Origin of the sequence: Pseudomonas sp. KD5 (assembly GCF_012932895.1) — a bacterium.
In the GTDB taxonomy this organism is placed as follows: domain Bacteria; phylum Pseudomonadota; class Gammaproteobacteria; order Pseudomonadales; family Pseudomonadaceae; genus Aquipseudomonas.
This window is the reverse complement of sequence record NZ_JDWJ01000002.1, coordinates 136,806-156,446: the sequence shown is the minus strand read 5'-3', so window position 1 is coordinate 156,446 and position 19,641 is coordinate 136,806. Positions and strand designations below refer to the sequence as shown.

The 19,641-nt window shown below is 59.5% G+C and carries 16 protein-coding genes, 2 tRNA genes and 3 pseudogenes; 10 read left to right on the top strand and 11 right to left on the bottom strand.

Annotated features, from left to right (window positions below; all coding sequences use genetic code 11):
* The first annotated feature begins 732 nt into the window (after window positions 1-732).
* Window positions 733-996 carry a hypothetical protein gene (locus AF70_RS04430; RefSeq protein WP_026286635.1) on the top strand — a complete coding sequence of 88 codons (264 nt, stop codon included), beginning with the start codon at window positions 733-735 and terminating at the stop codon, window positions 994-996.
* A gap of 81 nt (window positions 997-1,077) precedes the next feature.
* Here AF70_RS04430 and AF70_RS04425 read toward each other — a convergent pair.
* Window positions 1,078-1,161, bottom strand: a pseudogene (locus AF70_RS04425) (DUF2280 domain-containing protein); the annotation flags it as partial.
* Between the two features lie 2 nt (window positions 1,162-1,163).
* Here AF70_RS04425 and AF70_RS04420 point away from each other — a divergent pair.
* Window positions 1,164-1,478, top strand: a pseudogene (locus AF70_RS04420) (tyrosine-type recombinase/integrase); the annotation flags it as partial.
* Between the two features lie 82 nt (window positions 1,479-1,560).
* Here AF70_RS04420 and AF70_RS04415 read toward each other — a convergent pair.
* The 3 genes from AF70_RS04415 to AF70_RS04405 all read right to left on the bottom strand — a co-directional run bounded on the left by AF70_RS04415 (window position 1,561) and on the right by AF70_RS04405 (window position 3,060).
* Window positions 1,561-1,647, bottom strand: a tRNA-Leu gene (locus AF70_RS04415).
* Window positions 1,648-1,842: 195 nt separating this feature from the next.
* Window positions 1,843-1,916 (bottom strand) — tRNA-Cys (locus AF70_RS04410).
* Window positions 1,917-2,157: 241 nt separating this feature from the next.
* Window positions 2,158-3,060 carry an AraC family transcriptional regulator gene (locus tag AF70_RS04405; RefSeq protein ID WP_028940682.1) on the bottom strand — a complete coding sequence of 301 codons (903 nt, stop codon included), beginning with the start codon at window positions 3,058-3,060 and terminating at the stop codon, window positions 2,158-2,160.
* Between the two features lie 301 nt (window positions 3,061-3,361).
* On the opposite strand from AF70_RS04405, the gene AF70_RS04400 reads away from it, so the two are divergent.
* Both AF70_RS04400 and AF70_RS04395 read left to right on the top strand, forming a co-directional pair.
* Entirely contained in the window at window positions 3,362-4,672 is a 1,311-nt protein-coding gene (locus AF70_RS04400; RefSeq protein ID WP_028940683.1) for a sugar ABC transporter substrate-binding protein, read from the top strand.
* Window positions 4,673-4,771: 99 nt separating this feature from the next.
* Complete coding sequence (locus tag AF70_RS04395) at window positions 4,772-5,545, top strand: L-iditol 2-dehydrogenase (RefSeq protein WP_028940684.1); 774 nt, start codon at window positions 4,772-4,774, stop codon at window positions 5,543-5,545.
* A gap of 30 nt (window positions 5,546-5,575) precedes the next feature.
* Here the strand turns inward: AF70_RS04395 and AF70_RS30010 are convergent, their stop codons facing one another.
* From AF70_RS30010 to nirB, 5 genes and pseudogenes are all read right to left on the bottom strand, one after another.
* Window positions 5,576-6,301 carry a methyl-accepting chemotaxis protein gene (locus AF70_RS30010; protein WP_371929187.1) on the bottom strand — a complete coding sequence of 242 codons (726 nt, stop codon included), beginning with the start codon at window positions 6,299-6,301 and terminating at the stop codon, window positions 5,576-5,578.
* A gap of 132 nt (window positions 6,302-6,433) precedes the next feature.
* A pseudogene (locus AF70_RS30005) lies at window positions 6,434-7,189 on the bottom strand (MCP four helix bundle domain-containing protein); the annotation flags it as partial.
* A 130-nt stretch (window positions 7,190-7,319) separates the two neighbouring features.
* Window positions 7,320-7,760, bottom strand: coding sequence for a CBS domain-containing protein (locus tag AF70_RS04385; protein WP_028940686.1), 441 nt, complete (start codon window positions 7,758-7,760; stop codon window positions 7,320-7,322).
* Between the two features lie 31 nt (window positions 7,761-7,791).
* Window positions 7,792-8,178 carry a nitrite reductase small subunit NirD gene (gene nirD, locus AF70_RS04380; protein ID WP_028940687.1) on the bottom strand — a complete coding sequence of 129 codons (387 nt, stop codon included), beginning with the start codon at window positions 8,176-8,178 and terminating at the stop codon, window positions 7,792-7,794.
* Complete coding sequence (gene nirB / locus AF70_RS04375) at window positions 8,178-10,739, bottom strand: nitrite reductase large subunit NirB (protein WP_028940688.1); 2,562 nt, start codon at window positions 10,737-10,739, stop codon at window positions 8,178-8,180. Before nirB ends, nirD begins: the two co-directional genes overlap by 1 nt.
* 526 nt (window positions 10,740-11,265) lie before the next feature.
* Between nirB and AF70_RS04370 the strand changes: the two genes are divergently transcribed.
* Window positions 11,266-12,192, top strand: a complete 927-nt coding sequence (locus AF70_RS04370; protein ID WP_028940689.1) for a bifunctional 5,10-methylenetetrahydrofolate dehydrogenase/5,10-methenyltetrahydrofolate cyclohydrolase — start codon at window positions 11,266-11,268, stop codon at window positions 12,190-12,192.
* Between the two features lie 214 nt (window positions 12,193-12,406).
* On the opposite strand, the gene AF70_RS04365 is transcribed toward AF70_RS04370, so the two are convergent.
* Entirely contained in the window at window positions 12,407-12,925 is a 519-nt protein-coding gene (locus AF70_RS04365) for an SgcJ/EcaC family oxidoreductase (RefSeq protein WP_028940690.1), read from the bottom strand.
* Window positions 12,926-13,095: 170 nt separating this feature from the next.
* Between AF70_RS04365 and AF70_RS04360 the strand changes: the two genes are divergently transcribed.
* The 4 genes from AF70_RS04360 to AF70_RS04345 are packed head-to-tail and all read left to right on the top strand — an operon-like array spanning window position 13,096 to window position 17,712.
* Complete coding sequence (locus AF70_RS04360; protein ID WP_028940691.1) at window positions 13,096-14,280, top strand: sensor histidine kinase; 1,185 nt, start codon at window positions 13,096-13,098, stop codon at window positions 14,278-14,280.
* Window positions 14,277-14,927, top strand: a complete 651-nt coding sequence (locus AF70_RS04355; RefSeq protein WP_028940692.1) for a response regulator transcription factor — start codon at window positions 14,277-14,279, stop codon at window positions 14,925-14,927. The genes AF70_RS04360 and AF70_RS04355 overlap by 4 nt, the downstream gene beginning before the upstream one ends.
* Complete coding sequence (locus AF70_RS04350) at window positions 14,924-17,251, top strand: ATP-binding protein (protein ID WP_028940693.1); 2,328 nt, start codon at window positions 14,924-14,926, stop codon at window positions 17,249-17,251. Before AF70_RS04355 ends, AF70_RS04350 begins: the two co-directional genes overlap by 4 nt.
* Complete coding sequence (locus AF70_RS04345) at window positions 17,248-17,712, top strand: response regulator (protein ID WP_018928998.1); 465 nt, start codon at window positions 17,248-17,250, stop codon at window positions 17,710-17,712. The genes AF70_RS04350 and AF70_RS04345 overlap by 4 nt, the downstream gene beginning before the upstream one ends.
* Here the strand turns inward: AF70_RS04345 and AF70_RS04340 are convergent.
* Window positions 17,689-18,609 carry an alpha/beta fold hydrolase gene (locus AF70_RS04340; RefSeq protein WP_028940694.1) on the bottom strand — a complete coding sequence of 307 codons (921 nt, stop codon included), beginning with the start codon at window positions 18,607-18,609 and terminating at the stop codon, window positions 17,689-17,691. The genes AF70_RS04345 and AF70_RS04340 overlap by 24 nt on opposite strands.
* A 285-nt stretch (window positions 18,610-18,894) precedes the next feature.
* On the opposite strand from AF70_RS04340, the gene AF70_RS04335 reads away from it, so the two are divergent.
* Entirely contained in the window at window positions 18,895-19,575 is a 681-nt protein-coding gene (locus tag AF70_RS04335; protein ID WP_028940695.1) for a glutathione S-transferase family protein, read from the top strand.
* Window positions 19,576-19,641: the final 66 nt, after the last annotated feature.

Below are 19,641 nucleotides of genomic sequence, written 5' to 3'. Positions count from 1 at the left end.
ATCTCACGCAAGCAATTGATATATATAGAAAAACAGGCGAATTGAAGGAGGTACAAAAACGCCACATCACCCTATAAGAATCAATAACTTAGCGTTGGATATTCCTACAATAGTTCACCCTTTCCCTGGCGTTCTGCCGACCGAAACAATCAAACCTCCCTGCAATACCAAGACTGCGCGTATAGAACACCATCGACCTCTTCCAGACCACTCAGCGTGAAACCGAGCGTTGCCATACTGGTCAGACGAGCATCAAGAAGCGGTCGAAGCGGCGGCTTATCACTTGGCCAGGCGCCATATCGCAAAGATGCGGTGCTGGACGTTCTTTTCAGGATGTCAGACGGCGCAGTGGAGAAAATGATATCGCCCCTTACCGGTTCGGCACTGGCAATATCCCTTTGGGATCTGGCGACACCACGCTCTCTCATGGGTACGATCAGGAACTGCATTGCTTAACCATACTGGACAAAAATACAGTATCCGGGCGATATGCTGATTGCTCAATTGGTCGCTGACGATTGGTAACGTTTCGCCTTGAAGCAGTAGAGACTGTTCTACGTTGAGAGCACGGCCAGGAGAACCTGACCATGGGTGGATAACGTGCGCAATCAGGAGCAGAAGCTAATCTCCCCATTGAACGATAAAACTCAATAATCGAAAGTGTCTGCCGATAGTCAAAACGATGCCCCAGCATTAGGGGATTTTAGAATGTGGAGTAGCAGGCTCAAGCTTATGAAAGATATCTATCTACTGATCGAACATGGTATGGATCAGGGCGAAGTTTATGTGCTTGGCTGGTTCGATGATGAGAAAAGGGCCAAGGAAGTGGCTGAGGAGAAGGAGTGGGAGGCATACCGCGCCAGCTTGAAAACTGAGCACCCCTGGTCAAATCACAAACCGCTGCCGCCAGACCAAACTAAATATCGTCGCTTCTGGATCAAAGAGATTTCCAAATTTGATCACGTTCCAGTTCCTAGATCCTCGGCAGTTCATTGACCCCCCATCCGACTTCTGCTCGATTGCAGATCTATCAACTTATCTTCCAGCGGTGACCTCCAGGACGTACGCCTGACAAGCAGCCATGCGGCCAAGCGTACGCAGCCGGAACGCCCTGTTAGCGATCGGGATCTCTGCCGTCTCTTCGCGGAAACGCTTGCGGGTAGAAGGTTTTGATTGATCGAATCATGTCCCGAAAGTCAGAACACAAGGTCCGCTCGACACGACTGATCGCTACAGCGGATGGCACACCAATGACAGTGGCGATGTTGCGGAGAAGGTTTGATTTGGCCAGGGAAGCGGCCGGCGTGGCGAAATCTGAATTTCAGATGCGGGATTTACGAGCCAAAGCCGGCACAGACAAAGCCGAATCCAGCGGTGAGATCATGCAGGCGAGAGATCAACTTGGGCACAAGACCGTGGTAATGACAGAGCAGTACATCCGGAACCGCATGGGCAAGAAAGCCACTCCTACCAAGTGAATTGCGGACCAAATCCAAAATAGCGGACCAGAAACAAACAAGGGCTTGCATTAGCTTTCGCCTGCAAACCCTTGATTTTAGATGGTGCCCGAAGCCGGAATCGAACCGGCACGCCCTTACGAGCGGGGGATTTTAAGTCCCATGCGTCTACCAGTTTCGCCATTCGGGCGGTAGCGCGGTAAAGCAGTCTGGAGACTGACCAGTTACGACCTGGCAGTTCTGACGCTTGTGCAACAGAGGGGGAAATATATACATCCCGCCCCGGTGAAGCAAGTTCGCAAGGATCCTTTTCAAGACTAAATCTTGCAGGACCGAGGAAATAAAAAAGCTCCGTAGATCATGGATCTACGGAGCTCGTTTAAAGTGGAGGCCGAAGTCGGAATCGAACCGGCGTAGGTGGATTTGCAATCCACTGCATAACCATTTTGCTATTCGGCCTCAAACATCTGATGTTCAGTAGCACAACATCAAACGTGTAAACTCGTATCTGGAAACAAGATTCTAATCTAGCTTCCAACCCTTTGAAATCTAAGGGGTTTTCGTGTTCCTGAATCAGGAATGGACGCAATTCTGGACTGGTTCGAAAGGCATGTCAAGAACTGGAAGAAAATAATTCCAGATGCGCTAACGCCACTACCCGGTTGCTTTCGAGACTAACACTTCAGCGCCACAGAAAGCGCTACCCACCGCAAGATGCACGCTGTAACCGCTGCCGATACTCGCTGGGCGTCTCGTGCATTTCATGGCGGAAGTGCCGATTGAAATTCGACAAGTTGGCGTACCCCACCTCAAAACAGATATCGGCAACGCTGAAACTGCTTTGCGCCAGCAAACGGCAGGCACGCTGGACTCGCAGCTTGCGCGTCAGGTCGACGAAGGTATGGCCGGTGGCGCGCTTGAAGAATTTGGAGAAGGCCGGCTCGTTCATGTCCAGGCGCTGGGCGATGACGGACATGCGCAACTCATCGGCGAGGTCGTTCAGGATGTAGTCGAAGACAATGCTCATGCGCTGGGCTGTCAACGCGTCGAGCATAGGCGCGTATTGCAGGCTGGCAAGCGTTTGTCTCTCGCTGTCGGGGGTCGAAGCCAGCAACTGCAACAATGACAGGAACAGGCACAACCGCTGCAATCCGTGGCACTGGCCGATCTCTTCCAGCAGTCGGGCCGCTTCCTTGCGGGTATTGCCATGAAATTCGATGCCCTGCGCCGCCAGGCGAAACAGGTTTTGCAACTCGCTGAGTTCAGGGAATTTGTCGCGCAGTTGCATCAGCATCTGGCCATCGAATTGCAACACCACGTCACGGCCGGTAATCACCTCGCCTTTGCCCAGATCGCTGATCCAGTCGTGAGGCAGGCCCGGGCCGATGAGGGCGACATGCCCGGCTTCGAATACGCCGATGTAGTCACCAGCCAGTAGCCGACCGCTGCCTTCGCGGATCAAGTGGATCTCGAACTCCGGATGATGGTTCCAGCGCGCCAGGTCGAAGGGATAGTCGTGTTCGTACCAACGAAAGCTGTGCTGGGGCTCGTTGAGGATAACTTCAAGCGCTGGTGGCTTGTCTGCGGTTACGTGATGGTTCATCACCCTGGCGATTCCGTTTTTGTTGGTTTTATCAAGGTACCGCGAAGCCCGGGACGAGTCGAAGTCTCGGGACGCTGACATGAGACTCGCACTAACGACGCCCGGCGCCTAGCGCGTTACATGGAGCCCACTGATACTTTTTTTCCACGGTCAAAAAAGTATCAGCGGCGCGTATGCCATTCATTTGTTCGCTGCTTGGGTAGCTGCAATTCTGTGGTCATCCCGGTGCGGCTATGACCCGCCTCGTGGATTACAACAACAATAAAGCTTCTGCCGCCCAAGGCGCAGAGCGGAGATCACGATGAAGATCATTCCAAGCGCACTTTTTCTGTCCGCCGGCCTGTGCTCTGCCCTGCTCTGCCAGGCGGGTGAAACGGTGACCATCGCCACCGTGAACAACAGCGACATGATCCGCATGCAGCGACTGTCCAAAACTTTCGAACAGCTGCACCCCGACGTGAAGCTCAACTGGGTGGTGCTCGAAGAGAACGTGTTGCGTCAGCGCCTGACCACCGACATTGCCACTCAGGGCGGCCAGTTCGACGTGCTCACCATCGGCACTTACGAAACACCCTTGTGGGGCGCCAAGCATTGGCTGGAGCCAATAAAGGACCTGCCCGCCAGCTATGACCTCGACGATATTTTCCCTGCGGTTCGCCAAGGGTTATCGGTCAACGACACGCTCTACGCCCTGCCGTTCTATGGCGAAAGCACCGTCACCTATTACCGAACCGACCTGTTCAAGAACGCCGGCCTGAGCATGCCCGAGCACCCGACCTGGACGCAGCTCGGCGAGTTCGCCGGCAAGCTGCACCAGCCGGATAAAGAACAGTATGGGATGTGCCTGCGCGGCAAGGCCGGCTGGGGTGAGAACATGGCGCTGCTGACGACCATGTCCAACGCCTTTGGCGCGCGCTGGTTCAATGAGCAGTGGCAGCCGCAACTCACCGGGCCGCAATGGACTGCCGCCGCCAACTTCTACGTCAACACCCTCAAGCAGTACGGCCCACCGGGTGTGTCGAGCAATGGCTTCAACGAGACGCTCGCCCTGTTCAACAGTGGCAAATGCGCAATCTGGGTCGATGCCAGCGTCGCCGGCTCCTTCATCACCGACACAACGCAAAGCAAGGTGGCCAATGATGTTGGTTTCGTCGCCGCGCCAACAGAAGTCACCGACAGAGGCTCGTCCTGGCTCTATGCCTGGTCACTGGCCATCCCGGCGACATCCAAACACAAGGAAGCCGCCAAAGCCTTTGTGACCTGGGCCACCTCCAGAGAATACATACAACTGGTTGCCGAGACGGATGGCATCAGCAATGTACCGCCGGGCACCCGCATGTCGACCTACAGCGATGCCTATTTGCAGGCGGCGCCCTTCGCCGGTGTCACGCTGAAAATGATGCAGAACGCCGACCCGGCGCACCCATCAGTCCAGCCCGTGCCCTACGTCGGTATTCAGTACGTGACCATTCCCGAATTCCAGGCGATTGGCACGTCGGTCGGCAAGCTGGTATCCGCGGCGCTCACCGGGCAGATGCCAGTGGAACAGGCCCTGGCCTCTGCGCAGCAAAGCACCGAACGCGAGATGAAGCGCGCCGGTTATCCCAAGTAGCACGGCGTGGCGCAATCACTGCGGGGTCTTCGCAGACTAACGACCATTTTTAATGCCCTCAACGGGCGTCTCTTTAGCTCTAACGATTGGATGGAAACAATGAAACGTCTAGAAGGAAAAAGTGCCCTGATTACCGGCTCCGCCAGAGGAATAGGCAGGACGTTCGCGCAAGCCTATATCCGCGAAGGCGCTACGGTCGCGATCGCCGACATCAACCTGGAACGTGCCCAAGCCACGGCAACCGAGTTGGGGCCCAATGCTTATGCAGTCGAGATGGATGTGACCGATCAGCAATCCATCGACGCCGCCATCGCCACGGTGATCGCCACCACAGGCAAGCTCGACATCCTGATCAACAACGCGGCGCTGTTTGATCTCGCGCCGATCACGGAGATTTCCCGGGACAGCTACGAACGGCTGTTCTCGATCAACGTTTCCGGCACCCTGTTCACGCTGCAGGCCGCGGCCAAGCAGATGATCCGCCAGGGCCACGGCGGCAAGATCATCAATATGGCCAGCCAGGCCGGTCGGCGCGGTGAAGCGCTGGTCGCGGTGTATTGCGCGACCAAGGCGGCGGTGATCAGCCTCACGCAATCGGCCGGTCTCAATCTCATTCCCCATCACATCAACGTGAACGCCATCGCGCCGGGGGTGGTGGACGGCGAGCATTGGGACGGCGTCGACGCGCTGTTTGCCCGCTATGAAAACCGCCCGCTCGGGGAAAAGAAAAAACTGGCGGGACAGGAAGTGCCGTACGGGCGCATGGGCACGGCAGATGACCTTGTCGGCATGGCGATTTTCCTCGCATCGGCCGAATGCGATTACATCGTGGCGCAGACCTATAACGTCGATGGCGGTAACTGGATGAGCTGACTGGCCCCAATTACAGGGCCAGCCAATGCCTCAAAGGCGAAACCGATCCACCGACTGCGAGAGCTGTCCGGCCAGGCTGGACAGTTCATCGGTGGTCGAGGCGGTCTGGTTGATCACCTTGCTGTTGCCTTCGGACATGCCGGCAATCATTTCCACCTGGTGCGCGATTTCGTTGCTGGCCAGGCTCTGCTCACCGATTGTGCGGCTGATGTCATTGACCAATTCTGTGGTACTGAGCGTGGCCTGGAGTATTTCGCGGATGGCGCGCTCGACGTCGGCAGTCACCGCCATGCCCTTGTCGACCTGCGCGACGCCCGCCTCCATGCTGCTGACCGCCTCGCGGGTGCTTTGCTGGATACGCGCGACCATGGTGGCGATTTCCTGGGTGGAGGCGCTGGTGCGGCCCGCCAGACTACGCACTTCATCGGCGACGACGGCGAAACCACGGCCCTGCTCACCGGCACGGGCGGCCTCGATGGCGGCGTTAAGCGCCAACAGGTTGGTTTGATCGGCGATGCCCTTGATCACCTGAATGATGCTGAAAATCCCCTCGGACTCCTTGTCCAGGGTGCGGATCACCTGGGCCGACTGCTGCGCCGAACGGGCAATCCCGTCCATGTCGCTGACCACTTGATGAATCACCCGACCGCCGTCCTTGGCCAGTTCCTCGGCCTGATTGGCCATGTTCAGTGCACGCTCGGCATGCCGGGTGATTTCTTCGATGCTCGCCGTCATTTCGCTGGCCGCCGCGGCCATGGTGCTGGCGGCAACGCTTTGCTGCTGGCTGCTGCCCGCGACCTGATGGCAGCCGCTGCTCAACTGCTGGCTCATGCCGCTTACGCCGTGGGCGTTGCTGCGAACCACTTCGATCATGCCGCGCAGGTCACGCTGCATGGTCGCCAGGCTGCGAATCAAGGTGCTGGCTTCGTCCTTGCGGGTGGGCTCGACGATAGGCTCGCTCAGGTTGCCATGGGCGATGCTGTCGGCAATCCGGCTGGCGATCTGCAACGGCCCCATGATGCTCAGGATGACCGAGCGTCCCAGGGCGAGCAGCAGCAACAAGCTGGCAATGAGTACGGCGCCGAGGGTGAAGTTGGCACTGCTGATGGTTTGCCGAGTGCCCGCGCTGGTCTGTTGAGTGTTGGTTTCGATCAGCTCACTGAGGGTGGCCATCTGGTCTTCCAGTTGGCTGAACGCGTTATTGAACGTACCCAGTTGCTGTTGTGCGGAATCCGGATTATCCAGAGCCAGCCCGACAATGCGCTCGGCGGCACTGATGTACGTATCGAGGCTTGGCTTGATCTTGTCCAGCGCGGCCTTGAGGGTGTCGTTGACCGGCAGCTTGAGGTTGTCACCGAGCATCTCGCGAAAATGCGCGGCATGCTCATTGAGTGAACTGCGCACCTCGGCCTTGCTGCTGGGGCTCTTGCCCAACCCTACCAGCATCGCCGACAGTACATCGGCGCGCAGTGCATCGTGCATCATGTCGGCTTCGAGGTGGTTGCGCAGCGCGGTCATACTGACCTCGTTGTCACTCACCGCTTCAGCCATCCGTGTATTGCCCACATAGCTGACCAGACTCAAGATCAGGGCGGTGAGCAAGCCAGTGCCTATCAGCAAAATCAAACGTAATTTTATGGACACTCGATGGTTCCCCTGTCAGCAGGTGCGTGGTCGGCTAATTGCCTACTGTTGGGGTTATCGACTGTTCCAACCGGTTACTTAGACTTATTTCCACGCAAGCCGATTTTTGCGACCTACGGTATGCGCGGGCTCAATGCCCGCGAATGTAGTGCTCAAGTTGCCGTATCAAATCGGCCTGCTCGACGATGGCTTCCTTGACCAGATCGCCGATCGACAGCAGCCCGATCAATTCGCCGCCCTCCAGCACCGGCAGATGGCGCAAATGACTGTCGGTCATGACCTCCATGCAGCGCTCGATGCTCTGCAAACTGTCGGCAGTCACCACCGGTGCGCTCATGATCTCGCGCACCGGCGTGCCGACCGAAGAACGCCCCTGTAGCACCACCTTGCGCGCATAGTCGCGCTCGCTGATGACGCCGACCACCTGCCCTGCTTCGATCACGGGCAGCGCGCCGACGTTCTTCTCGGCCATCATTTTCAGGGCGTCGAGCACCATTTGATCCGGTGCGATGCTGTGCACCTGCTGGTTTTGCACGACTTTCAGTTTGAGCAACTGTGCGGCTGTTTTCATCAACGTTCTCCGATGCGGTTCAGGGCGACGGTCAAGCCGCCGCGACTTCCACGACGCCGGCGTTCAGACGCACCGGCCACACCCGCAGACGCTGTTCGGGGTACTCCAGGCAGCTGCCGTCTTCAAGACGAAAGTGCTGCTTGTAGATCGGCGACGCCACTACCAGATCCCCCTTGAGACTGCCGATCAATCCGCGGCCAATCACGTTCGCGCCGGATTGCGGATCATGGTTGTCGATGGCGTAAAGGGTGCGACCTTCGGCCTGCGGCAGGTAGAACAGCGCGACCTGAGCGCCGTCGAGCCAAACGACGACACCGGAATTGCTGACCAGATCCTGCTGACTGCACACCGCCTGCCAGGCTTGGGCATTGGCCCCGGTGGCAAGGGCATCGACACGCTGGGTAGTGGACTGGCTCATCAGGCATTCTCCTCGGTGACAGGGATAAGGTTGAGTTCGGCGGCCATGATCGGCCGGCGTTGACCGCGTTCCTGAACAAAATGGATGTCCGGGTCCGGGCGCTGATCGTTAACGAAGGTGCGGAAGCGCTTGAGTTTTTCCGGGTCTTTGAGGGCATTGGCCCATTCGCATTCATAGCGATTGACCACCAGTTGCATCTGCGACTCAAGTTCCGCACCAAGTCCCAGGCTGTCGTTGATGATCACGTCCTTGAGGTAATCCAGGCCACCCTCCAGGCTTTCGCGCCACACGGAAGTGCGCTGCAATTTATCGGCGGTGCGGATGTAGAACATCAGAAAGCGGTCGATGTAACGGATCAGGGTTGCATCGTCCAGGTCGGTGGCGAACAGTTCGGCATGGCGTGGGCGCATGCCGCCGTTGCCGGCCACATAGAGGTTCCAGCCGTTCTCGGTGGCGATCACGCCGACATCCTTGCTCTGCGCCTCGGCACATTCACGAGTGCAGCCAGAAACCGCGAACTTGAGCTTGTGCGGCGAGCGCAGGCCTTTGTAGCGATCTTCGAGGGTCAGGGCCATTTTCACGCTGTCCTGCACGCCGTAACGGCACCAGGTGCTGCCCACGCAAGACTTCACGGTACGGGTCGACTTGCCGTAAGCGTGCCCGGTTTCGAAACCGGCCTCGATCAGCTCGGACCAAATGTCCGGCAACTGATGCAACTGCGCGCCGAACAGGTCGATCCGCTGGCCGCCGGTGATCTTGGTGTAGAGGTCGTATTTCTTCGCCACCACGCCGATCGCGATCAGTTTGTCGGCAGTGATCTCACCGCCAGCAATGCGCGGCACCACCGAATAGGTGCCGTTTTTCTGCATGTTGGCCATGAAGGTATCGTTGGTGTCCTGCAACGGCACCAGCGAGGCGTCCATGATTGGCTGGTTCCAGCACGAGGCGAGGATCGAGCCCACCGCCGGTTTGCACACGTCGCAACCGGTGTGTCCACGGCCATGCTTGGCCAGCAGCTCTTCGAAAGTGATCACCCCTTCTACCCGCACCAGCGCATAAAGCTCCTGGCGGGTGTAGGCGAAGTGTTCGCACAGGCTCTTGTCGACGCTCACGCCACGGGCAATCAGTTCATGCTCGAAGACTTGCTTGAGCAGCCCCGCGCAACCGCCGCAACCGGTGCACGCCTTGGTCTGCGACTTGAGCAGGCCCAGGTCGGTGCAGCCGCCATCGATGGCCGAGCAGATCGAGCCCTTGGTGACGTTATGGCACGAGCACACCGTTGCCGACTCGGGCAACGCGCCCGGGCCCAGGGTTGGTGCGCCGGTGGACGATGGCAGAATCAGGCTGGCCGGTTCCGACGGCAAGGCAATGCCGTTCTGCATGTATTGCAGCAAGGTGTCGTAATAGCTGTTGTCGCCGACCAACACCGCTCCGAGCACACGCTTGCTGTCGGCATCCACCACCAGCCGGCGATAGCTGGCCGTCGCTTCATCGATGAACTGATAACTGCGCGCGCCCGGTGTCTGGGCATGGGCATCGCCGATGGAGCCGACGTCAACGCCGAGCAGTTTGAGCTTGGTCGACATGTCGGCGCCCTGGAACGGCTCGGCGACTTGATCGCACAGCAGCGACGCGACGCCACGGGCCATCTGGTAACCGGGGGCGACCAGGCCGAAGAGGCTGCCATTCCAGGCGGCACACTCGCCGATGGCGTAGATGTGCGGATCGCTGGTCAGGCACTGGTCGTCGATCACCACGCCGCCGCGAGGACCAATGTCCAGCGCGCATTGGCGGGCCAATGCATCTTGCGCACGGATGCCGGCGGAGAACACGATCAGGTCGGCTTCAAGAAATTCGTCGTTGGCAAAATTCATCCGGTAGCGGTACTGCTCGCCGGCACTGATCGACTGCGTGCCACGGGACAGGTGCACACCCACACCGAGCCGCTCGATTTGCGCCTTCAGCGCCAGGCCGCCCTGCTCGTCCAGTTGCACCGGCATCAGGCGCGGGGCGAATTCCACCACATGCGCTTCCAGGCCCAGGCTTTTCAGGGCGTTGGCGGCTTCCAGACCGAGCAGGCCACCGCCGACCACCACGCCACGCCGGGCATTGGCCGCCGCAGCACGAATCGCGTCGAGGTCTTCAAGGGTGCGATACACCAGGCGCGAGTCGCCTTCGGCCCCCTCAATGGGTGGCACGAAGGGATAAGAGCCGGTGGCCAGAACCAGTTTGTCGTAAGCGACGCAACCTTGCGCGGTAATCACCTGGCGCCGGACGCGGTCGATTTCCAGCACCGGCACACCCAAATGCAGGGTGACGCCCGGCGTTTGATACAGGGAGGCTTCGCCCAGGGCCAGCGATTCGGCATCGCGACCACCGAAATACTCGGACAGGTGTACTCGATCGTAGGCACGCATCGGCTCTTCACTAAAGACATGCAGCCGGTAGTGGTCGAGGGCGCCGCGCTCGATGAGCTGCTCGACACAATGATGTCCGACCATGCCATTGCCGATCACGATCAGCGTTTGCAGTTTGTTCAATGCGGCAACATTGGAATTCATAGTAAGCACCCAGCCAAAGCCAATCACGGATAAAAAAGCAAAAAAAACGCCTGAAACCTCTCGGTTTCAGGCGTCTTTGCCTGTTCTCGCGGTGTTCGACCTGGCGCCTTCGCCTGATCCACCGATGTTGCCCACGACCTGCTCGGCCGGTCGATCTTCGTTGATCGACGGGGCGGCCCACTGCGTGGACCTTTGATCGATGTAATGCAGCGATTGTGCCAGTTGCGGATCGACGCTTTCGAAACGACGCTTCAGTGAGGGTTTATCGGGGTTTGACGTGTTTTCCTTTCAGGGTGAGCGAACATCGGGATGATTCGGTTTTTGCCTTGGCATAGTGCAGGCCATGCGCGACAAGCTTCATAAAAGTGCGTTTGCGTGTCTGATCTTCAGGTGTTGCGGTGGTATTGGCCTGCCCTCACCTGATAGCCTGAGCACCCTTGCCTGCATGTCTCTGATGGATCATCGGCGCGCGAAGACGCCGCGATGATCACTTCACCCCCATTCAATCAAGACAACGGTGACTCTCTTGATCAGCAGCACCCCCACATTTGCCCGCGATATCGACGGCAAAGCCATCTCTGCCAAGGTCCTCGACGAGGTCCGGGAAGAGGTTCTGGCCCTGGCTGGCCAACAGATCTACCCCGCCCTGGCGGTCGTACTGGTCGGCGACGACCCGGCCAGCCATGTGTATGTGCGCAATAAACTGCTGCGCGCCAAGGAAGTCGGTATCCGCTCCCTGGAATACCGCCTGCCGGAAACCGCCAGCCAGGCCCAGGTACTGGAACTGATTGCGCAACTCAATGCCGATCCCACGGTGAACGGCATCCTGGTGCAACTGCCCTTGCCGGCTTCTATCGATGAGCAGGCAGTGATTCATGCCATCGACCCGATCAAGGACGTGGACGGTTTTCACCGGGAAAACGTCGGCGGACTGGTGCAAGGCTTCGAGGTTCTGACCCCGTGCACGCCCAGCGGCTGCATGCGCCTGTTGCACGAAACCTGCGGTGATGACTTGAGCGGCTTGCACGCGGTGGTCATCGGCCGTTCGAATATTGTCGGCAAACCGATGGCGACTTTACTGTTGCAAGCCAACTGTTCGGTCAGCGTGGTGCACTCGCGCAGCGTCGATGCCCCGGCGTTGTGCCGGCTGGCGGATATCGTGGTCGCGGCAGTCGGGCGGCCGGCATTGATCGACGCCAGTTGGCTCAAGCCAGGTGCGGTGGTGATCGATGTTGGCATCAACCGCATCACCAGCGAGTTCGGCAACCGTCTGGTGGGCGATGTCGACTACGCCAGCGCCCGCACCGTCGCCAGCGCGATCACCCCGGTTCCCGGTGGCGTCGGGCCGATGACCATTGCCTATCTGTTGAAGAACACGTTGATCGCCAGCCGCTTGCAACGCGCGGCACAGGCTCGCGGGCAGCAGCCCGAAGACGACCTGGCGTTAAACTGAGCACAACGCACACGGCCCACTTGAAAGTGGGCCGTGTCGGTAATGCGAAACCTGTGTGCGGGCCTCTGTGGCGAGGGGGCTTGCCCCCGTTGGGTCGCGAAGCGGCCCCAAAAGCTTTGCGACTGCTTCGCAGCCGAACGGGGGCAAGCCCCCTAGCCACAGAAGCCCGCTCCTACATGGGTTGTGAGCATTTGGACCGTGTCGATCAGGTCCGTTATTTCCCCGCGTGCAGCACCTGCGTTTGCGGCATCGCCGAAGAGTGGTGGTTGAGAATCTTCCACTGACCGCCCACCTGCTCATAAACGAAGGTGTAGCGCGCCTGCACCTGGCGGGTCTTGCCATCGGCTTCGGTCAACGTAAAGGTGTAGACGCCACTGTCCATGGCCACGTTGGCGCCCAATGGGCGGATCTCACGGAAGTTGATCAGCCCTACCGGCTTGAGCGCCATGAAGTGATCGAAGTAGTCCTTGATCTGTGCCGGCGTGGTGCGCACCTGATTGGAAACCGTCGGTTGCAGCACCGCGTTCGGCGCATACAGGTCCACCACGCTCTGAACATTGCCACTCTTCAACGCGCTGTTCCAATGGTCAAACAGGGCGGCGATTTCACGATCCTTTGCGTTGGTCGGTTGCTGCGCCACGCTGCTGTAAACGTAAGGCACCGCTTCCAACGCCTGAGCCAACGGGGCGGTCAGGGCGAACAACAGGGCGATGGTCGAGGTCTTGAATTTCATTGCGCTATTCCAATGATGGTCGATGGGCACACTGTGCCGCCCTGAACGCGGCCCGCCATCGGCCAACCGGAGCCATTTGCCTATGCCATTCGGCAGATAGCGCCCTGCCCCGCTAACAAGGTTTAATGACGCCCCTGCCCGAACGGGCGTGCCCGCGCCGGAACCTGCCCATGCAAAATCCTGATCATGACCCCGGTAGCGCCTTGGCCATTCGCACTCAATATCGGCAGTCGCAAAGTCGCGCCGCGCGGCTGCGGCTGCTGGTGGATACCGGCCAGGAGCTGACCCAACTGGCTCCCGAGGCCATGCGCCAGCGGGTGCTGCAACGGGCCTGCGCCTTCCTGGCGATGGATCATGCGTTACTGCTGGAATGGGATGAGAATGCACAGGTCCGGACCACCACCAGTCACGGCAGCCGTGATCGTTTGCACAGCCTCGAGCACCTCGCCGACACCGCGATGTGCGCACCGCAATGGCAGGAACAGCCGAGCGCGGATCTGCCCAATGTGTTGCGGGTGCCTTTACGCGGTGGCGATGGTGCCGCCTTCGGTGCTTTGGTGCTGGCCAACAGCGTCAGCATCAGCGCACCGGACACCGAAGACCTCGAATCCCTGCAATTGCTCGCCACCCTGCTCGCCGCGCACCTGGAAAACCAGCGCTTGCTCGACGCATTGGTGACCCGCGAGCGCACCATGTCCGATCTGGTCCACCGACTGTTCCGGGCACAGGAAGACGAACGCAAACGCATGGCCTACGACCTGCACGACGGCCTGGCACAAACCCTCGCCGGGCTGCATCAGCGCCTGCAAGGTTTTGCCGGCCGCTGCCCACCATTGCCCGACGAACTCGGTGCGGACTTACAGACGATTCTTCAACTGGCCCAGCATTGCGTCGGTGAAGGCCGGCAATTGATCCGTGGCCTGCGTCCGACGGTGCTCGACGACTTTGGCTTGCTGAAAGCGGTCGACAAAGAGGCCGATCGCCTGCGCGAGGCGGGGATCAAAGTGAACTGGAATGCGCGTTGCGAAGCACGTTTGCCCAGCCAGGTGGAGATCGCCCTGTTCAGGATCGCCCAGGAAGGCATCAACAATATTCTCAAACATGCGCAGGCCAGCCACGTCGTGCTGGCGCTGCAACTGCATGACGGACACGCCTCGCTGCGGCTGGACGATAACGGCCAGGGCTTTGCCATGGAACAACCCCTCGACACCTGCGGCGCCCGGCACCTGGGGCTTGCCGCGATGCGGGAACGCGCGAGCCTGCTGGGCGGTGAGTTCTCGTGCATCAGCCATGCCCACGGCGGAACGCAACTGCGCGCCACCGTCCCCTCTGGCCTGAATGGAACCCCTCAATGACTGACGTTATACGACTGGTGGTCGCGGACGACCATGAAGTCACGCGCACCGGCTTCGTCTCGTTGCTCGCCGGCCTGACGCAATTCGAAGTGGTCGGCCAAGCGTGCAATGGCCAGCAAGCACTGGATTTATGTGAACGGCTTTTGCCCGACATCGTCATCCTCGATATCCGCATGCCGGTGCTCAATGGGCTCGGCGCCGCACGCCTGCTTCAAGAGCGTCTGCCGAGCCTGAAAGTGATGATGTTCACCATGGACGACAGCCCCGATCACCTTGAAGCCGCCATGAACGCCGGTGCTGTGGGCTATCTGCTCAAGGATGCCAGTCGCCACGAAGTGATCGACGCCTTGCAACGTGTCGCTGCCGGCGAGCAGGCCCTCAACAGTTCAGTCAGCGCGCAGTTGCTGCGCCGCCTGACCGAGCGCAACGCCAGCGGCGCCGCCCCCGTAACCTTGACCCCACGGGAACGCCAGGTGCTGGGGCTGGTGGCCAGCGGCATGAGCAACCGTGAAATCGGCGAAAAACTCGGCATCACCACCGGCACGGCCAAAGCCCACGTGGAACGGGTCATCGGCAAACTCGGTGCCGCCGACCGCACCCAGGCCGCTGTGCGTGGCATTGCGCTGGGTCTGGTGACCCAGTCATGAAAGCGTCAAACGCCCGCCGCTGGGCCGATCTGCCGTTACGCGGCAAAGCCCTCGTGGTGATTTCCCTGCCGTTGGTGATTCTGTTGCTCTCGCTGGTGCTGATCTACACCACCGAACGACAGACCGCGCGCGCGGAAGAGGACGTGCGCCGCGTGCTGCTGGTGCAAGGCGATATTCAGGCGGTGCACACCCTGCTCGCCGAGGCCGCCGCCAGCGTGCGCGGCTATCTGCTGACCCATCGCGAGGATTTCCTGCCGGGTTACCGGCAAGCCAAGCCCTTGATCGAATCGGCCCTGCAGCGGCTCGACCGCAACGTTCGCGATCAGCGGGTGCGTAAACATCTGGAGGCGATCACGCCGCTGATCGACACCAAGGTCGAAGGTCTGGTTGAACTGCTCGATGATCGCAACGCAACCCCAGAGTCGATCACCACAATCCTGATCAACAACAAACATGTCCTCGACGAATTACGCGAACGTATCAGCGCCATGCGCACGCTTGAGGACACCCTGCTGGCCGAGCGCACCGCAGCGGCGGCCTCCACTCGACAACGCCTGTTGTTCTCCACCTTGCTGGCCGCCGTTTGCGGGCTGTTCGGCGCCATTGTCGCGGTGCTGTTTCTGTCCAAAGGCATCGTCGCACGGGTGCAGCAGGTTCAGCGCAACGCCCAACGGCTGGCACTCGGTCAACCGTTATTGCCGCAACCGCCGGAGAACGATGAGATCGGTCAATTGGGCACGCGCCTGGTCGAGGCCGGGCTGTTACTGGCCGAACGTGAACGAGCCTTGCGCGACAACGAAGAACGCTTGCGGCTGATCATCGATGGGGTGAAGGACTACGGTATTTTCGCCCTCGACACACGCGGCTTCGTCACCAGTTGGAATGCCGGCGCCGAACGGATCAAGGGCTACACCGAACAAGAGATCGTCGGCCAGCATTTCTCGGTGTTTTATCTGCCGCAAGAATGTCCGCAGCATCCCGACATGGCACTGCGCGAGGCCACACGCAATGGTCATTACATGGAAGAGGCCTGGCGTTGCCGCAAGGATGGCAGCCGCTTCTGGGCCAGTGTGGTGATTACTGCGCAGTACGACAGCAGTGGCGCCCTGCGCGGGTTCTCCAAGATCACCCGCGACATCACCGATCGCCGTGTTGCCGAGATCGCGCTAAGTACTGCGCGGGAAGAAGCAGAACGCGCCAGCCGCGCCAAAAGCGAGTTTCTGTCGCGCATGAGCCACGAACTGCGTACTCCGCTCAACTCGATTCTCGGCTTCGCGCAACTGCTGGATATGGATTCGCCCAAAGGGCAGCGGGCGCAGATCGGTCACATCCTGCGGGCCGGGCAACACCTGCTGACCCTGATCAACGAAGTGCTGGACATCGCCAAGATCGAGGCCGGGCGCCTGCCACTCAACGTTGAAGCCGTGCCTTTGGCGGTGGTGCTGCAAGAAGCCCTGACGCTGGTGTCGCCCATGGCCTGCGACGCCGGCATTCGACTGGTGGAACTGCCGATGCTGGCCGCCGACAGCGGGATCGTCGCCGATCGGCAACGGCTGGTTCAGGTGCTGCTGAACCTGTTGTCCAACGCGATCAAATACAACCGGCCCCAGGGTCAGGTGCACATTGAAGTCAGGGTTCATCAACAACGAATTGCGGTATCGGTCTGCGATACCGGCAAGGGCATTGCAGCTGATCGGCAGGACCAACTGTTCAAGCCGTTCGAGCGCCTGGAGACCGACCCGAACGTGGAAGGCACGGGCCTCGGCCTGGCGTTGAGCAAAAGCCTGCTGGAAATGATGAACGGCAGCCTGACCGTCAAAAGCCAGCCCGGCAACGGCTCCAGTTTCACCCTGGAACTGCCCTTCGAGCGATTGCCGTCAACCACTGAGCCACCCGCGGCATTGATCAGCCCGCCAACCGCAACGCCCGCCCTCGCCGCCCCCGATTACCAGGGCAAAGTGCTGTGCATCGAAGACAATCTGTCGAGCCTGGCCCTGATCGAAACCCTGCTGCAACGACGGCCACACATCCAGTTGCTCTCAAGCATGCAGGGGCAAATGGGCCTGGACCTGGCCCGGCAACATGCACCGCAGCTGATTTTGCTGGATGTGGCGCTGCCGGATCTTGATGGTTTCAACGTTCTGCAACGCTTGCGTCTGTCCTCCAGCACCCGCGCCACACCCGTGCTGATGATCACCGCCGATGCCAGCGACCTCACGCAACAGGCCTTGCTGGAAGCAGGAGCGACCGCGGTGCTGACCAAGCCAATTCACATTCCTTCATTCCTTGCCCACCTTGACCAGCACCTACCGGAGCCCGTGTGAACACCGACCTGCGCATTCTGATCATCGACGACCAACGACCCAACCTCGATTTGATGGAGCAGTTGCTGGTCCGCGAAGGACTGACCAATGTACTGAGCAGCACCCAGCCGCTGCGAACCCTGGACCTGTTCAACAGCTTCGAGCCAGACCTGGTCATTCTCGACCTGCACATGCCGGAGTTCGACGGCTTTGCCGTGCTCGAACAGCTCAACCGGCGCATTCCAGCCGGCGAATATCTGCCGATCCTCGTGCTCACCGCCGACGCCACCCGCGATACCCGCCTACGCGCGCTGGCCCTGGGCGCCAAGGACTTCATCAGCAAGCCATTGGACGCCCTGGAAACCATGCTGCGGGTCTGGAACCTGCTAGAGACCCGCGCACTGTATAAAGCCCTGCGCACGCTGGTCCCTGCAGATCAAATCGAGTTGCTGCGTCAGTTAAGGCCGCAGCCAGTTAGCTGATTGCAGGGGCGGAATCACTGACGATTTGCCGCTGAAAGCCAGGTTGCGTGGCTGGCTCGGCGTCCTCACGGCTGCCGGCTGCAGAAAGCCCAGCAAGGCTCGCTGCGTGTCATGCCAGGCCGTGGGGTGTTCCATGTCGAGGAAATGCCCGGTGTTCTCGATGGTCTGAAACTGCGCCTTGCGGGTATGCGCCGCAAACAGACGGGCGTCTTCCACCGAGGTGTACTCGTCCCATTCACCATTGATAAACAGCAGCGGGACTTCGATGGCATCGGCACAAGACACGTAGCAGTGGGTGTCCTGGGTCAGCACCTCATTGACGTGGAAATGCATCTGCCGATATTCATGCTCATCCAGGCTGCTGACATGACGCTCATTGAAACGCTTGAACAGCGACGGCAGGTGCTTGCCGATCGTTCCGTTGATCAAACGCCCGACATTGCGTCGATCGCAGGCCTGAAGAAAGTGCCGCCCGCTCTCCAGATACTCACGCATCGGCGTGTTGATCCGCGCGGCGAATGAACTGATCACCGCCTTTTCGATCCGGCGGGGCCGCTGGGCCAGCGCTACCAAGGTCGCCGCGCCACCCCAGGAAAAGGACAGCACATGCTGGGCGCGAAAGTGCTCGATCAACTCCAGCAGTATTTCGGCCTCGTCTTCCTTGCGGATCGGTTGGTCATGCCGGTTGTGTTGTTTCGATTGACCGGCGTAGGGCTGATCGTAGAGAACCACATTGAAGCGTGGTCGCAGGTAACGCACCGTTTGCGCAAAGGATGCGGTCGTTGCCAGTGAGCCATTAACCAGAATGATGGTCTTGTCAGCAGCGGCGTTGAGATAGTGCTCGGTATAAACCTTGTACTTCTTACCAATCTCGACGATGGCAGTTTTCGGCATCATTTCATTCTATTCCTTGAACAAATTGGACCAGGCACACAGCGTGGTCGACTGTCCGGCTTCCTCCGGGCAAGCCTGACAGCACAAACCAGCGACAACGGTACAAGGGCGCTGAGATGAACGCCATGACCAATGAGTCACAACCCGACCAGCGGTTTCCAGTTAAGCAGGAATTTTCCCGTGTGCAAGCTCACAAGCTTGAAAGGGGCTGCCCAGACGCTTCGCCGGTATCAGCCTATGCTTGTTGATTGCCCCACCCTTTTCATCTGCCCATCAAGGAGTTGAAAAATGTCGCTAACGCTTTACTACCATCCGCTGTCGTCGTACTGCCACAAAGTGCTCATCGCGCTCTACGAAAACGGCATCGAGTTCGACAGAAGAATCATCGATCTCACGGACGCCGCCGACCGCGCAGAGCTTCAGGCATTGTGGCCCATCGGAAAATTCCCGGTACTTCGCGATCATGCTCGTCAACGTAATCTGCCGGAGTCCAGCGTCATCATCGAGTACCTGGATCGCCTGTATCCAGGTGAACAGCGCCTGGTTCCGGACGATTGGGAGACCGCGTTGGAGGTGCGCTTATGGGACCGGTTTTTCGACAATTATCTACAAACGCCGGTCCAACAGATTGTCAGTGATCGGATACACGCGACCAACGGTGATTTGACCAGGGAACGGGCCACACTTGCGACGGCGTACGGCATGCTCGAGCGCCGTATGGCGTCCAGAATCTGGGTGGCCAGCCCGGATTTCAGCCTGGCCGATTGTGCCGCCGCCCCGGCGTTGTTCTATGCCTGCACACTGGTGCCGTTCCCCGACGACTACCAGCATTTGAGCGCCTATTTCGACCGGTTGATCCAGCGACCGTCATTCCTGCGGGTGATCGACGAAGCCAGGCCCTGGTTTTCGTTTTATCCGTTTGCGGATCGCCTTGCACAACGGTTTCGTGAGGCGCCGGATAATGCATGACCAGTCATTGGCCGCAATGCGATCTGTAGACAACCCGGCGTTTGCGATGTTGCTGGAGGGGATTCG

Excerpts from the sequence above, each read along its gene's own strand:
- AF70_RS04430 (WP_026286635.1), top strand. The coding sequence starts at position 733 with ATGAAAGATATCTATCTACTGATCGAACATGGTATGGATCAGGGCGAA.
- AF70_RS04405 (WP_028940682.1), bottom strand. The coding sequence starts at position 3,060 with ATGAACCATCACGTAACCGCAGACAAGCCACCAGCGCTTGAAGTTATC.
- AF70_RS04400 (WP_028940683.1), top strand. The coding sequence starts at position 3,362 with ATGAAGATCATTCCAAGCGCACTTTTTCTGTCCGCCGGCCTGTGCTCT.
- AF70_RS04395 (WP_028940684.1), top strand. The coding sequence starts at position 4,772 with ATGAAACGTCTAGAAGGAAAAAGTGCCCTGATTACCGGCTCCGCCAGA.
- AF70_RS30010 (WP_371929187.1), bottom strand. The coding sequence starts at position 6,301 with ATGGCCGCGGCGGCCAGCGAAATGACGGCGAGCATCGAAGAAATCACC.
- AF70_RS04385 (WP_028940686.1), bottom strand. The coding sequence starts at position 7,760 with ATGAAAACAGCCGCACAGTTGCTCAAACTGAAAGTCGTGCAAAACCAG.
- nirD (WP_028940687.1), bottom strand. The coding sequence starts at position 8,178 with ATGAGCCAGTCCACTACCCAGCGTGTCGATGCCCTTGCCACCGGGGCC.
- nirB (WP_028940688.1), bottom strand. The coding sequence starts at position 10,739 with ATGAATTCCAATGTTGCCGCATTGAACAAACTGCAAACGCTGATCGTG.
- AF70_RS04365 (WP_028940690.1), bottom strand. The coding sequence starts at position 12,925 with ATGAAATTCAAGACCTCGACCATCGCCCTGTTGTTCGCCCTGACCGCC.
- AF70_RS04360 (WP_028940691.1), top strand. The coding sequence starts at position 13,096 with ATGCAAAATCCTGATCATGACCCCGGTAGCGCCTTGGCCATTCGCACT.
- AF70_RS04355 (WP_028940692.1), top strand. The coding sequence starts at position 14,277 with ATGACTGACGTTATACGACTGGTGGTCGCGGACGACCATGAAGTCACG.
- AF70_RS04350 (WP_028940693.1), top strand. The coding sequence starts at position 14,924 with ATGAAAGCGTCAAACGCCCGCCGCTGGGCCGATCTGCCGTTACGCGGC.
- AF70_RS04340 (WP_028940694.1), bottom strand. The coding sequence starts at position 18,609 with ATGATGCCGAAAACTGCCATCGTCGAGATTGGTAAGAAGTACAAGGTT.
- AF70_RS04335 (WP_028940695.1), top strand. The coding sequence starts at position 18,895 with ATGTCGCTAACGCTTTACTACCATCCGCTGTCGTCGTACTGCCACAAA.